13 protein-coding genes, 1 riboswitch and 1 other annotated feature are annotated in these 14,391 nt (G+C 44.7%); of the genes, 2 read left to right on the top strand and 11 right to left on the bottom strand.

The annotated features are described in order from the left end of the window. Positions 1-61: 61 nt before the first annotated feature. Positions 62-967, bottom strand: a complete 906-nt coding sequence (locus LYZ37_RS05560) for a manganese-dependent inorganic pyrophosphatase (RefSeq protein ID WP_272786818.1) — start codon at positions 965-967, stop codon at positions 62-64. A 301-nt stretch (positions 968-1,268) separates the two neighbouring features. Between LYZ37_RS05560 and LYZ37_RS05555 the strand changes: the two genes are divergently transcribed. Beyond that, a complete protein-coding gene (locus tag LYZ37_RS05555) occupies positions 1,269-2,474 on the top strand; it encodes a putative manganese transporter (protein ID WP_272786817.1) in 1,206 nt (401 codons plus the stop codon). A 65-nt stretch (positions 2,475-2,539) separates the two neighbouring features. Here the strand turns inward: LYZ37_RS05555 and hisIE are convergent, their stop codons facing one another. The 9 genes from hisIE to tet(35) form a co-directional block, all read right to left on the bottom strand. Further along, on the bottom strand, positions 2,540-3,175 hold the full coding sequence (gene hisIE, locus LYZ37_RS05550; RefSeq protein WP_272786816.1) for a bifunctional phosphoribosyl-AMP cyclohydrolase/phosphoribosyl-ATP diphosphatase HisIE: 636 nt from the start codon (positions 3,173-3,175) through the stop codon (positions 2,540-2,542). Then, complete coding sequence (gene hisF / locus LYZ37_RS05545) at positions 3,172-3,945, bottom strand: imidazole glycerol phosphate synthase subunit HisF (RefSeq protein ID WP_004749837.1); 774 nt, start codon at positions 3,943-3,945, stop codon at positions 3,172-3,174. Before hisF ends, hisIE begins: the two co-directional genes overlap by 4 nt. After that, positions 3,927-4,664 carry a 1-(5-phosphoribosyl)-5-[(5-phosphoribosylamino)methylideneamino]imidazole-4-carboxamide isomerase gene (hisA, locus tag LYZ37_RS05540; RefSeq protein WP_272786815.1) on the bottom strand — a complete coding sequence of 246 codons (738 nt, stop codon included), beginning with the start codon at positions 4,662-4,664 and terminating at the stop codon, positions 3,927-3,929. Before hisA ends, hisF begins: the two co-directional genes overlap by 19 nt. Before the next feature lie 12 nt (positions 4,665-4,676). Next, a complete protein-coding gene (hisH, locus tag LYZ37_RS05535; RefSeq protein ID WP_272786814.1) occupies positions 4,677-5,291 on the bottom strand; it encodes an imidazole glycerol phosphate synthase subunit HisH in 615 nt (204 codons plus the stop codon). Between the two features lie 26 nt (positions 5,292-5,317). Continuing rightward, positions 5,318-6,391 (bottom strand): bifunctional histidinol-phosphatase/imidazoleglycerol-phosphate dehydratase HisB, encoded by a 1,074-nt coding sequence (gene hisB, locus LYZ37_RS05530; RefSeq protein ID WP_272786813.1) that lies wholly within the window; start codon positions 6,389-6,391, stop codon positions 5,318-5,320. A gap of 56 nt (positions 6,392-6,447) precedes the next feature. Next, entirely contained in the window at positions 6,448-7,488 is a 1,041-nt protein-coding gene (gene hisC / locus LYZ37_RS05525) for a histidinol-phosphate transaminase (protein WP_272786812.1), read from the bottom strand. A gap of 12 nt (positions 7,489-7,500) precedes the next feature. Next, complete coding sequence (hisD, locus tag LYZ37_RS05520) at positions 7,501-8,793, bottom strand: histidinol dehydrogenase (RefSeq protein ID WP_272786811.1); 1,293 nt, start codon at positions 8,791-8,793, stop codon at positions 7,501-7,503. 5 nt (positions 8,794-8,798) lie between these two features. Further along, the gene (gene hisG, locus LYZ37_RS05515) at positions 8,799-9,695 is read right to left on the bottom strand and encodes an ATP phosphoribosyltransferase (protein ID WP_272786810.1); all 897 of its coding nucleotides are present in this window, start codon (positions 9,693-9,695) and stop codon (positions 8,799-8,801) included. Positions 9,696-9,748: 53 nt separating this feature from the next. Then, positions 9,749-9,885: a sequence feature (His leader region), on the bottom strand. A gap of 175 nt (positions 9,886-10,060) precedes the next feature. Continuing rightward, the gene (gene tet(35) / locus LYZ37_RS05510) at positions 10,061-11,662 is read right to left on the bottom strand and encodes a tetracycline efflux Na+/H+ antiporter family transporter Tet(35) (protein WP_272786809.1); all 1,602 of its coding nucleotides are present in this window, start codon (positions 11,660-11,662) and stop codon (positions 10,061-10,063) included. Positions 11,663-11,776: 114 nt separating this feature from the next. Continuing rightward, a riboswitch (Lysine riboswitch) is annotated at positions 11,777-11,958 on the bottom strand. 587 nt (positions 11,959-12,545) lie between these two features. On the opposite strand from tet(35), the gene LYZ37_RS05505 reads away from it, so the two are divergent. Further along, a complete protein-coding gene (locus LYZ37_RS05505) occupies positions 12,546-12,956 on the top strand; it encodes an H-NS histone family protein (RefSeq protein WP_272786808.1) in 411 nt (136 codons plus the stop codon). 105 nt (positions 12,957-13,061) lie between these two features. On the opposite strand, the gene LYZ37_RS05500 is transcribed toward LYZ37_RS05505, so the two are convergent. Beyond that, positions 13,062-14,366, bottom strand: a complete 1,305-nt coding sequence (locus LYZ37_RS05500; RefSeq protein ID WP_069666009.1) for an inosine/guanosine kinase — start codon at positions 14,364-14,366, stop codon at positions 13,062-13,064. Positions 14,367-14,391 lie beyond the last annotated feature (25 nt).

Below are 14,391 nucleotides of genomic sequence, written 5' to 3'. Positions count from 1 at the left end.
TCGCAAAGAAAACGCCCATGGCGTGACCATGGGCGTTAAGGTATACGTTATAGAGATAGAATTAAGCTAGTTCAGCTTGAAGCCAAGGCCAACCTTGCTTCTTACGACTTAGCGTATTTTCCATCATTAGCATGCCGTCTTTCTCATGCTTAACAAGTTTCTCAGCCCACTCACCTTTGTAAAGTAGACGAGTTTGAGCCGTAGTGATGTCTGTTAGCATGACTGCTGCAAACGCCAAACCCTGTTCAGCACAGCGGCTTTCTAGGTCAGCTTCTAGCGCTTCAATCATACCGTCAACTTGCTCAAGAGTTGCAAGTTCAACTTGACCAACAACAACATCACGACCATTGAATGGGTAACCCTTCAGGTCTTTTTCAACAAGTTCAGCCGCTGATAGGCCTTCGATGTTTGTTTTAGCGATAAGTAGATCTTTAATGAAAGCATCTACATCACATACGTCAGCGATTTTCGCTAGTTCTTCAACTGCATCTTTATCTTTTTGAGTACAAGTAGGAGAAGCAAAACCGACTGTGTCAGATAGGATTGCTGACATCATTAGCTTAGCGATCTTAGACGTGATTTCGTGGCCTTCGATTTTAAACATGTTAAACAGTACTGTGTTAGTACAGCCAACAGGCCAGATCCAAGCTTCCATTGGGTTTACCGTCATCACGTCACCTAGGCGGTGGTGATCAACGATACCTAGGATTTCTGCGTCAGCCACATCATCTGGAGCCTGAGCTAGATCCGAGTAGTCTACTAACCAGATTTTCTCGCCCGCTACTGAAGTGCGTAGCTCAGGAACCTCTGCGCCAGCCACTTCTAGAATGTGTTGAGTTTCACGGTTAATTTCACCTTGGCGAATTGGCATTGCTTCAACGCCGCGAGCGGTTAGTAGCTCAGTTGCTACTAGTGCACTACAGATACTATCGCTATCAGGGTTCTTGTGACCTACAACTAGAATCATCTTTTTTCCTATCTGACTAAATTTCTTCCCAACAAGGGGCAATTACTCACAAACCCGATATTTTACCGAATTCTGATGATTTGTCATCGGTTGGATAGAGATTATTTGGTCATAAGCCATGACCAATCATCGTTATCAAACCTAACCCTCTCTTAAGTTTAGCACTAATAACATGATGCTCATTAATAATTGGACTCACTTCACAGGTTGAAATGGCAACCACAATTGACAAAAACTTATTGCAAATAATTCTCATTAGCATATATTTGATAATAGTTCGCATTTACACTTTTGGTCGCCTATGGACACTTTACGATTTTCGCACCACTTACCCACTTGGTTGTCTCTTACTCAGTTTCGACCTGCGTACAAGCGTTTATTACTTCCTATTGCTCTCATTGTTTTATTACTTAGTGATACAACCAGAGATGTGTCTGTAAATACGCTTGCGGATGCGTTTTGGGCAGTCTCTAGTTATGTCGCCTTTACTCTGGCTATCTATCACTACTTGTCGGTTTTCTTTAGCAAGGAAAACCGCCTGGTAAACCTTTACCAGAGTTCACGTAATCATCAGGTGTTCTTCGCTGCCCTGCTAGGTGCTTTGCCTGGCTGTGGTGGAGCTATCATCGTCACGACCCAATTTGTCAGTGGTCGCGTTGGTTTTGGTGCCATTGTCGCGGTCTTAACCTCGACGATGGGTGATGCCGCATTCCTGCTACTCGCGAGCAAACCTGATATCGGCTTTGCCGTCATTGGCCTAGGGGTCATGGTTGGCTGCGTTTCAGGCTGGGTGGTCAATGGCATCCATCGCGATGATTTTCTTCGACCTGAAGCAACGTCGGTTGCGAACCGTTTTAGTTGTGCAAGTGAAAGCTCAAGCAGTCTTGAGCAGAAGGCCATTAATCTACAAGGAGCATTTTGGAAATGGCTTCTTGTTCCTGCAACCATCATCGCTGCTCTTGGCTCTTTTCAGGTCGATGTCAATCAACTGCTCCACCTACCTGAAATGACCATAGAATGGGTCGGTGCCATCCTTATCATCGTTAGTATGTTACTTTGGTCGTTAACCAAAGAAATCAAAGATTACGAGTCAACGGTCGCTGAAGATACAAAGCAAGTTTCGTCTCATCCGATACAGAAAGCCGCGCAAGATACCAACTTCGTTACAGCATGGGTCATTCTGGCATTTATGGCGTTTGAACTGATTACTTTCTTTGGTCATATCGATCTCGCCGCGACCTTCTCTGGATGGGGCGTTTGGATGCCACTGATGGGCTTAACTGTTGGTTTACTGCCAGGCTGTGGACCGCAAATTCTCGTGACGAGTTTGTACATTTCTGGAGCCGCGCCATTATCTGCGCAAATAGCGAATGCGATATCAAACGATGGTGATGCTCTATTCCCTGCAATTGCCTTAGCACCAAAAGCCGCTTTGGTTGCCACCATCTATTCAGCATTACCAGCCTTAATCGTAGGTTACGGTTACTACTTCCTTTTCGAAATTTAATATAAACAACGTTGGCTAAAAAAAGCGCCCTCATTTGAGGGCGCTAGTTATTTGGAGGTCAGATATTATTTGTGGCGCTCTTTTAACTTGTTGACCACATCGTTCATCGACAGACCTTGATCTTGTAGAAGAACCAATAGGTGATAAATCAAATCAGCTGACTCGCACACTAGCTCCGCCTTATCACCCGACGTCGCCGCAAGCGCGACTTCAACACCTTCTTCGCCCACTTTCTGCGAAATACGCTTGGTGCCACGGGAATAAAGGTTGGCAGTATAAGAGGAATCAGGATCGGCACTCTTGCGGGCAGCCAATAGCTGCTCAAGTTGATGAAGCCACACCATTTGCGACTCCTCTTGTGGGTCGACATCCCAACAAGTGGTGTTGCCCAAGTGGCACGTAGGACCAATGGGATTCACTTTCACTAGTAGCGTATCGTTATCGCAATCTAGCTGCATGTTAACCAATTGCAATACGTTGCCAGAGGTTTCACCTTTGGTCCACAAACGCTGTTTAGTACGAGAGAAAAAGGTGACTTGACCGGTTTCACCCGTTTTCACCAGTGCGTCTTGGTTCATGTAACCCATCATCAACACTTGGCTCGATTGGAAATCTTGTACAATAGCAGGCACTAGACCATCCACCTTGTCCCAGTTGATACGCTCAGCTAAAGAACTTACTTCGGCGGTGTTTACACTCATAGTCGAACCTCAATACCTTGTTGTTTTAAATACTGCTTTAATTCACCAATATTGATGACTTGTTTGTGGAATACTGATGCAGCAAGCGCACCATCCACATTGGCCTTTTGGTAAGCTTCTGCAAAGTGCTCCATCGCACCAGCGCCGCCAGATGCAATCAATGGCACGTTACACACTTCTCGCACCATATTGAGCTGTTCGATATCGTAACCGTTGCGCACGCCGTCTTGGTTCATCATGTTCAACACAATTTCACCTGCGCCACGTTTTTGAACTTCTTGCACCCAATCGCGCGTTTCCCATTGAGTCGCTTTGGTGCGCTCTTCATCACCCGTAAACTGGTAAACCTGATACTTGCCCGTCTCTTTGTCGTAGTACGAATCGATACCGACGACGATACACTGAACGCCAAATTTGTCCGCAAGGTCAGTGATTAACTGAGGATTCGCCAATGCTGGTGAGTTGATAGACACCTTGTCGGCGCCAAATTCAAGAATGCGTGCTGCGTCTTCGGCTGATTTAATACCACCAGCGACACAGAAAGGAATATCGATCACTTCTGCAACGCGAGCGACCCAGCTTTTATCTACCACACGGCCATCGCTAGAGGCGGTAATGTCGTAGAACACGAGTTCGTCTGCGCCTTCTTCAGCGTAACGCTGTGCTAGAGGAACGATATCGCCAATGATTTCGTGGTTACGGAACTGAACACCCTTCACCACTTGTCCATCACGGACATCAAGACATGGAATTATTCGCTTTGCCAACATGCAAATGCCTCCTGTGCTGTGAACTTGCCATCAAGTAGTGCGCGACCAACGATTACGCCAGCAACACCAGAGCCTTTCAGTGCTTCAATATCGGCTATTGAACCAATACCACCTGATGATTGGAATTGCACTTGTGGGTATTGTTTACATAGGTCTACATACAGCTCTACGTTAGAGCCTTCTAGCGTACCGTCACGAGAAATATCGGTACAAAGCACATGCTGTAAGCCAACTGTTAGGTAGTCATTAATCAGAGCTTCGATAGTCACGCCTGAGTCTTCTTGCCAACCAGAAATCGCTACCTTACGCGTGCCGTCTTGATCGATGTTGATATCTAACGCGAGAACGATTTTTTCCGCGCCGTATTTTTCCATCCAACCTTTTACCAGTTCAGGCTGTTTTACCGCTGTCGAGCCCACTACAACACGCTGAGCTCCCGCTTCTAGTAGATCAACAACGTCTTGCTCTGTACGTACACCACCACCGATTTGGATATTCGCTGGAGTGCTCGCAAGTAGCTTAGCAATCAAATCAAGTTGGCGCGCTGACGTGTCTTTCGCACCTGTTAAATCCACTAAATGCAACCAGTTAGCACCGGCTTGGTAGTACAAATTGAACTGCTCTGCTGGGTCGACTTTGTACTCGGTTACTTGGCCGTAATCACCTTGATAAAGGCGAACCACCTGTCCTTCAATTAAATCAAGAGCTGGAATAATCACACTAAATCCCTTTTATAATTCTAAGAAGTTTTGAATAAGCTTCGCGCCCGCTTTTGAAGAACGCTCAGGGTGGAATTGCACACCGTAGTAGTTACCGCTTTGCACAGCAGCCGTGAATGGGTTTTCGTACTCACATTCTGCAATTGTGTAGTCACCAACAGGCATGGCAAAGCTATGCACGAAATAGAAGTACTCGCCTTCTTCAATCCCTTTGAATAGTGGATTGCCTGTTTTAGCTGATACTGTGTTCCACCCCATGTGAGGCAGTGGTAAATCGCCAGTTTCAAGTAGCTTCACTTCACCATCACAAAGCCCAAGGCACTCAACCAGCTCATCCGCTTTCTGCCCTTTTTCTTGAGATACTTTGCCCAACAGCTGCATACCTAAACAGATCCCTAGTAGCGGCTTTTCTACCTGTTTTACCAAGCTAATTAGATCGCGCTCTTCAAGGTTCTTCATCGCTTCACTTGCTGTCCCTACACCTGGTAGAAACAGCTTATCTGCTGCAAGCACGACTTGAGGGTCTTTAGAAATCGTTACATCATAACCTAAACGTTCAATGGCAAACTTCACCGAAGAAACGTTGGCACAACCAGTATCAATAATGACGACTTTCTGTTCTGTCACTGTTTTTCTCCTTGCTAACGTTAGCCTTAAAGTACGCCTTTACTACTTGGTAGCTCAGTACCTTCTACTTTGATTGCTTGGCGTAGGGTACGACCAAACGCTTTAAATAAGCTCTCAATGATGTGGTGATCATTGTCGCCAGCTGAAGAAAGGTGCAGCGTACACGCTAGGGTATCAGTCAATGAGCGGAAGAAGTGCACCACCATCTCTGTAGATAAGTCACCAACCTGTTCACGGCTAAACTCCGCATCGAACTTAAGGTATGGACGACCAGACAGGTCTAGTGCACATTGTGCCAAGCACTCATCCATTGGCAGGCTAAAGCCAAAGCGACCGATGCCACGCTTGTCACCCAGTGCTTCTTTTAGCGCTTGACCCAATGCAAGAGCGGTATCTTCTACCGTGTGGTGATCATCAATGTGTAAGTCACCTTCCACTTTGCACACCATCTGGAATCCGCCGTGAGTCGCGATTTGATCTAGCATGTGATCGAAGAAACCAAGACCAGTAGAGATTTGGTTACTGCCCTGCTCATCAAGATTAACGGCAACTTTAATGTCCGTTTCTTTAGTGGTTCGAATCACTTCGGCAACACGTGCTTTCACGGTCAGATCTTTAAGAATCTGCTTCCAGTTCATGGTTTCTGGGTTGTATTGAATGCCACGAATTGACATATTTTCTGCAAGTTGAAGGTCCGTTTGACGATCACCAATCACAACCGAGTTTTGGAAATCGACTTTTCCACCTTGAAGGTATTCTTTAACCAAACCCAATTTAGGCTTACGGCAAGAACAGTTATCTTCATCAAAGTGAGGACAAATCAGCACATCATCAAACTTCACACCCTGAGATTCAAAGATCTCCATCATCATATTATGTGGCGCATCAAAGTCTGCTTGTGGGTAGCTATCCGTGCCCAAACCGTCTTGGTTAGTCACCATCACCAGGCGGTAACCCGCATCTTGAAGAGAGAGTAGACTTGGAATAACAAACGGCTCTAGCTTTAGTTTGTCTAATCGGTCTACTTGAAAGTCCACCGGCGGCTCAACAATTAAGGTGCCATCTCGGTCGATAAATAGAATTTTTTGTTGCTTGCTCACTCGAACTTCCTTATTTCAAATTTAGTGGCTCTCGCAAAGGCCAGAGCCAATGATATTTAGCTGTAATAGTTTCTAATAAATCCGAGTGTCTTTTCGCACTCGTCTCGACTACCAATACTAATACGTACACAGTTTTCGATAGGTGAATCACGCAAAATAATGCCACTCTCCCATGCTGCTTTAAATAGTTCATCGCCTTGCGGGAATTTAACCAATAGGTAATTACCCCAGCCTTCAAATATCTCTAAACCTTCAATCATTGATAAACCGACTTGCAGATACGCACGGTTTGCATTGAGGTCGAGAACTTGAAACTTCGCTCTAGCTAGTCCCGCTTCAGATAACGCCTGAGTCGCGATTTCTGCCACTGGTACTGGCACTGGATATGGTGCGATAACCTTAAGAAGTACATTAATCAGCTCTTCGTTTGCAAGGGTGAAACCGCAACGAAGTCCCGCAAGCGCGAAAGCTTTAGACAGAGTACGCAAAATCGCTAGGTTCGGATATTGCGCTAATAAATCGACCGTCGACGCTTCAGGGCAGAAATCGATATACGCTTCGTCCATCACGACAATGGCGCGATCTTTTGTCATCTCAAGCAGAGAGACAATATCTTCACGCTTCACTAGATTGCCCGTTGGGTTGTTTGGTGAACAGACAAATACCAGTTTGACGTCATCTAGGTTGGCTTCGATGCCTTCCAGATCAAGTTGCCAGTCAGACGTTAGCGGCACAGTCTTACGCTCTACGCCAATGGTTTCTGCGCTAATTGCATACATTCCGTAAGTAGGTGGGCAATAAAGAATCGCATCTTCACCCGGCTCACAGAAAGCACGGATCAATAATTCGATACCTTCGTCAGCTCCGCGAGAAGTCAGTGTTTGCTCTGGTTTTACACCCGCATAAGCCGCATACGCTTCAATTAGCTCTTTTGGCTGACATTCGCTGTAGCGATTCAAACGCGCAAAATCTGTTTTGTATTCGTTGTTGAATGGCGATTCATTCGCGTTCAGCCAAACGTCGCCCGTACCACCAATTCGGCGAGCCGATAAATAAGGAGTCAGTTGTTGGACTTGTTTACGCGCTAGCTTTTCCATCTCATTGCCCTCTTACTTAGCTGCCAGTTTTTCGACACGAATCGTCACAGCACGCTTGTGCGCATCCAGACCTTCCGCTTCTGCCATGGTGACAACGGTTGGCGCTAATTCTGTCAAGCCATCTGCCGTAAGCTCTTGTACTGTCATTCGTTTAGAGAAATCAGCGAGTCCAAGACTTGAGTAAGTACGGGTGTAACCGTATGTAGGAAGAACGTGGTTTGTCCCTGACGCATAATCACCTGCTGACTCAGGAGACCAATCACCTAGGAAGATCGAACCTGCATTATCGAGTAGAGGCAGAAGTTCACGAGGATTCTTAGTTTGTACAATCAGGTGTTCCGGACCATAGTAGTTCGAAATCGACACTGCTTGAGTCAGCGATTCAGAGATAATGATTAAACTCGATGCTAAGGCTTTTTCAGCAATATCTGCACGAGATAATTCTTTAAGCTGACGCTGAACTGCATCGGTAACCTGATCAGCAACAATCGGTGATGGTGTAACAAGCACGACTTGTGAATCTGGTCCGTGCTCCGCTTGGCTAAGCAAATCGGCAGCAATAAAATCTGGGTCAGCGGTTTCATCAGCCAAAACCAAGACTTCAGAAGGCCCTGCTGGCATATCAATCGCCGCACCACGGAAGTCATTGCTTACCTGACGCTTTGCTTCTGTCACGTAAGCATTACCCGGCCCAAAAATCTTATCTACTTTTGAAACACTTTCGGTACCATACGCCATTGCCGCAACCGCTTGACCGCCACCCACATTGTAGACTTCATCAATGCCACATAGCTTCGCGACATAAAGGATCTCGTCTGCGATAGGCGGAGGAGAACAAAGAACCACTTTGCGACAACCTGCAATTTTCGCTGGCACCCCAAGCATCAAAACTGTCGATGGCAGTGGTGCACTGCCGCCTGGAATGTACAAGCCCACTTTTTGAATTGGACGAGTGACTTGCTCACACAAGACGCCAGGCTGTGTCTCAACCTTGATTGGCTGAGGTTTTTGCGCCTTATGGAACTTAGAGATATTGGCATAGGCCTGCTCAAGCGCCTGTTTCATGTTGGAAGACAAGCGATCACATGCCGCTTCTACTTCTTGCTCAGAAACACGAATTGACTCAGGCTTAACGCGATCAAACTTTTCTGTCAGCTCAAGTAGCGCAGCATCGCCTTCTTCGCGGACCTTGGCGATCACTTGCGAAACCGCTGCGGTGATATTCGCACCTTCTGTAATTGCCGGACGCTCTAAAATAGAGTCTTGCTGAGATTCACTTAATGATTGCCAAACGACTGTTCTCATTGCAATTACTCCATCATTTTCTCAATTGGCAATACTAGGATTGAGCTCGCACCCAACTCTTTTAGCTGTTCCATGGTTTCCCAGAACAAGTTTTCAGTGCTCACCAAGTGAACCGCGACTTTTTGCTGATCTGCAGAAAGTGGGAGAACCGTAGGATCCTCAGCACCCGGTAGTAGAGATTTGATTTGGTCTAACTTATCCGTTGGTGCGTGCAGCATGATGTATTTCGATTCTTTGGCTTGCTGTACGCCTTGCATACGAGTCAGGAGCTTTTCGATTAACGCCACTTTGTCGGAGTCAAACTCACCAGTGCGTTGAATCAGTGTCGCCTTTGATTTGAAAATGATTTCAGCTTCTTTAAGACCGTTCGCTTCTAGAGTTGCACCAGTAGAAACCAAATCTGCAATTGCATCCGCAAGACCCGCTCGCGGAGCCACTTCTACAGAGCCAGTGAGCATACAGGTAGAGAAAGGAACACCTTGCTCATCCATGTACGCTTTAAGTAGCTGAGGGTAAGTCGTTGCAATGCGTTTGCCTGCTAGGTCCTGAGGGCCGTTGTACTCTTCATCCTTATCAATCGCGATAGATAGACGACAACCACCAAAATCTAGACGACGCAATTGAACAAACTCACATGGTTCGCCCAATGCCTTACGATCTAAACGTACTTCTTCAAGTTCGTTTTCACCGATAAAGCCGAGGTCAACCACACCATCCATGATAAGACCTGGAATATCGTCATCGCGCACTAGCAATAGGTCAATTGGCATATTTAGTGAGTGAACAACAAGGCGCTCACCCATGATGTTGAATTTAACGCCGCACTTTTTAAGCAGAGTCTGACACTCTTTACTCAGGCGACCTTTCTTTTGGATTGCGATTCTTAGGCGTTGTGTATGCATTGCTGTATCCCTGTGCAAGATTTTGAAATTTATAAACTTTTTAAGATTCAAATACTGAAAAACCCTCGGAAGAGTTGTTCTCCCGAGGGTTCTAAATCTTGTAGTTTGCGATTTTAGCCTCCGGGAGTTTCCTGTCTCCCGGGTATGCGTGCATCTCCCGAAAGACTAGACTGGGTGATGGTGGTGATGAATGTTCATGACTAATTTACGCATACTTAATAAGCTCTTCTGTTCGCTTTGTTGATATCCACACTAACCAAGGCGAAAACATTTTTCAACCATTTATTTAAACTTTTTTCAATTTGTATATGACAAATAAAAAGGGAGCCTGAGCTCCCTTATCTAATAGCAATAACTTCAAGCTGTTACGCGTTTTGGCAACTCGCCATCTTTGACTTAGACAGAACAGATAGCAAGACACAAATAGCGATAAATGCTACCGTCGCTGCGGCAAATGACATGCCGATAGAAGCGGTCATACCTAGAGTAATGAAACCAATACACGACACTAGTGCAACTGACAGTGCATATGGCAATTGAGTCGCTACGTGGTCGATGTGATTACAACGAGCACCTGTTGAAGAAAGAATGGTGGTATCTGAGATTGGCGAACAATGGTCACCAAATACTGAACCCGCTAATACAGCACTTAGCATTGGTAGCATTAGCGCGAGATCCGTTGCACCTGCCATATCACCCGCGATTGGCAGCATGATACCGAATGTGCCCCATGATGTACCTGTAGAAAACGCCATAAGCCCAGACAATAGGAACAAAATAACTGGCAACCAATGTGGGTTGATATTACCTTGAGCTAAGGTCGACAAGTACTTACCTGTGTTCATGTCACCGATAACCGAACCAATCGTCCAAGCAAACACCAGGATCAGGATCGCGCCAAACATTGATTTCGCGCCGATCCAAAGCGTACGAGAGATCTCACTTACCGCAATACCCTGTTTAACAACTGTAAACAGCGCAACAGCCAAGCCAACTAGGCCACCGTAAATAAGAGATGTACCTACGTCAGTGTTTTCAAAAGCACCAAGTAAGTTAAACGCAATGCCGTCCGCAGCAAGAGCTTGACCACCGGTGTAAAGCATCGAAGCAACCGTCGCAACAATAAGTAAAACGATCGGCAAGATGAGATCAGAGACTTTACCCTTTTCGCTCTCTTCGATATCCAACTCTTCGTTTAGCTCGTGAGCTTCTTCCGAGTCTTCCGCTTGCTCTTTTGCAAACCCATGGCCACGTGACGCCGCAATTTCATGCTCACGCATCTTACCGATGTCTAGCCCGAACCAAGCAACAGCAAATACCATAAGTAGCGCGAATATCGCATAGAAGTTCATCGGAATTAGGCGAACGTATGCGCCAAGTGCTGAATACTCAGTAATACCATGCGAAACTAAGATGCCACCAATGATTGTCATGATGTAAGCACCCCAGCTAGAAGCAGGCATGATCACACACATTGGCGCAGCAGTTGAATCAAGGATATAAGCTAGCTTAGCTCGTGATACGTAGAAACGGTCAGTGACAGGACGAGAGATAGCACCTACAGCCAAGCTGTTAAAGTAATCATCAACAAAGATGAAAACACCTAAGAATGCAGCAAGAAGCTTAGAACCACGCTTACTCTTAACACGAGTTTGCGCCCACTCTGCAAACGCACGTGTACCGCCAGATAGCGTCAATAGCGCTGTCATCATCCCTAGTAATAGTAGGAAGCCGACAATACTCATATTCCAAGTATTGATACCACCATCTTCAATAAAGACACTTGAAACGGTAGAACCAACATATCCGAGCGCACTACCGAATGAGTAGTCGTTAAGTAGGATTGCGCCTAAAACAATACCGACACCAAGCGATACAAGTACGCGGCGGGTAATAATAGCAAGACTCAGTGCCACAATTGGCGGCAAAAGAGATAAAGGAGATGATGCAAAATCAATTAAATTCATGATCTTCAAAAACCAGTAATAAATGGTTAGAGATCTACTGCAGACTAATTGAAGGAAATCATTTCCAATCAATTAAGTTGAAATTAGCGATAGGTCAGCGAATGCGAAACCCAGCCCTACAGTAGCGCTCCATAGTTTTACAAATTATAGACTATGGCAGTGTTACCCCTTTCGAGTGTAACCCCAGCAAACCTCCTTGATGAGAGAATTCACTTCGGCGAAATAACCTTTTATGTTTGCTCATTGGCATCACCCCAGCAAACACTACTTATTTATTCCGCGCCTCTACCGCGATTGCTGAAACTTTAAACTACCGAAAAATCATTTTAACAATAATTTAACCAACAAAACGCATTAGGTTGCGCCCATTGTACTCATATCACCACCTCTTTCAACATAATATTCCATTTTCTACTGTTAAAAATATCGCTAGCGAACTTCGACTAAGCTTTCAGGATAGGTGAATAGTCATCCGGTTTGATAATGACTCTCAGACTATTATGAGGCCTTTATGTGCAAACTATACCAACAGCTAAGTATAAGAGAGGTTTGCTAAGCCCTTTTCTATTAAGGGTACACCTTTGATACATTCGACGTCGCTTTTACACCTTAAATATATCGAAACACATATAGTTTATAAGTACGTTGATATATTCGATAACATCCAATATGAAACCAAACTCTCAGCTCATCCCCCTACTGAAACAAATTAACCTCATGCATTGTCAGCCTAATATTACGCACGATTATTTAAGAATAATTCCATTCTAAATTTGCGATAAAATAAATTATTTTACGTAAATTTATGTCAGCGCGATTGTATTATTATATTTAGGGGTTTATGATTCATACATCGGCAACTTATATACGAAGAGATGAATAAATGTCGGAACTAACAAAAACACTATTAAACATTCGTAGTTTACGTGCGCTTTCTCGTGACTTATCTATTGAGCAATTAGAAGAAGCACTCGATAAACTAACTACTGTTGTTACTGAGCGTAAAGAAGCTGAAGAAGCAGAGCGCGCTGCTGCAGCTGAGCAAGAAGCTAAACTCGCTGCTATCGCTGAGCAAATTGCAAAAGATGGTATCGACGTTGAAGCGCTTATTTCAGCATTGGCAGGTGAGTCTAAAGGAAGCAAGCCTAAAGCGAAACGTGCACCTCGCCCTGCAAAATATAAATATGTTGACGCTTCTGGTGAAGAGAAAACTTGGACAGGCCAAGGTCGTACACCTTCAGTAATTCAAGAACAACTAGATGCGGGTAAGTCCCTAGAAGACTTCCTAATCTAATCATTTTTAGTGATTTATAAAAAGCGCCTTTATGGCGCTTTTTTATTATTACCACAAAATAAAAAAGCCTCATAATAATGAGGCTTTGATTGTTCAATAACGGAATTAACGTTCCCAGTACGCTTCTTCCAAGCTATCTTCACGTTCAGGAAGACCACGCGACAAGCGAGGTGAATGCTGCACTAGTACTTCGTAACTGGCGCGATTAGAGTATTTACATACTTGTGAGAACGATGAATAAGTTAAGTATGAATGTGCGTGCTTGCTTGAGTTCGGCACATTCTCTTTATGGTATTTGTTCGCTGCCATATCATGTAATAAGGCCGAAAGCGCCGCATCGCCAGCACCATTGGTATTCTTAATTTTCTCAGGACCACCCATATAAGGTGAAATATGCGAGTAAACTTTAATCGGATTATCGCAAAGCCCTTTTGAAGCAGGTCGGCTAAATTCGTAACGGTTAAATTCTGCAATGCTGCCTGGCAATAATGGTAAAGACGTTTCACGCTTTGCCGACTCTTCAGTATAACCCGCCATAAATAGACCTACTGGCCCTGCGGTACATAATACTAAATCAACCCACTCTAGCGTTTTATCAGAAGCAGCAAGAGGGTCAGATTCTCCGGTTAGTGCTTCCGCTTCATCTTCATTCATTGCGACTACAGAAACATGATCGTTTAAAAAGTCTTGCCAGAATTTTGGATCATCTTGAATAACAAATTTGGTGCCTAGAGTCAGTACAACAGGTACGTCATGTTTTTTTGCATACTCAATAGCTCTCATCGTCGCTTCAGGCATTGGGTCGCCCTTCTTACAACGCACCAAATAAGCGGTTAATACCAAAGCAGAAGCATTTTTAAATATTTTCTCAGGAATGCTATCTGGATGAAGTTGGTTCATTTGCCCTTCGCTAATAGCGAAAGTACGCTCACCGTCTTCAGTAATTAATGCAAAACAACGACCAATTGCACCATCAACACCTTGAAGGTGGTTTAGGTCCATACGGCTTGATGTATTACATAAATAGCGGTAACCATAACTGCCAATTTTAATATCTTGGCTCATTACCCCTAAAAGCGTAGAGCGATCATCAGCCAGTACTGAATAGTTGTGGAGGGTATTACCAATCGTGCCACCAGCATATTCATTGGTGATCAATTCACGTTCTTTGAGTTCGTTATACAGTGCTTCTGCAGTCTCATCATCAATAACGAGCGAGTGTCCCTTACTCAGTTGGTATTTTTCGATAAGCTCACTGCTTACTTTGGCCTCAATATCAACAAGAGTTTGATCAATGCCGATAATATGCGTGCGCGACATTTTCTTACTTTCTTGTGATTGACTCACTAATGGATCACGAGCGTGAACAGGAAAGTAATGCTTCGATTTACGTTGACCAGGAAATTTCATAACAATGCTTCTGCAGTAAAGAATC

Source organism: Vibrio tubiashii (assembly GCF_028551255.1).
GTDB classification, from domain to species: Bacteria; Pseudomonadota; Gammaproteobacteria; order Enterobacterales; family Vibrionaceae; genus Vibrio; species Vibrio tubiashii_B.
This window is presented reverse-complemented; position numbering and strand designations above follow the sequence as displayed.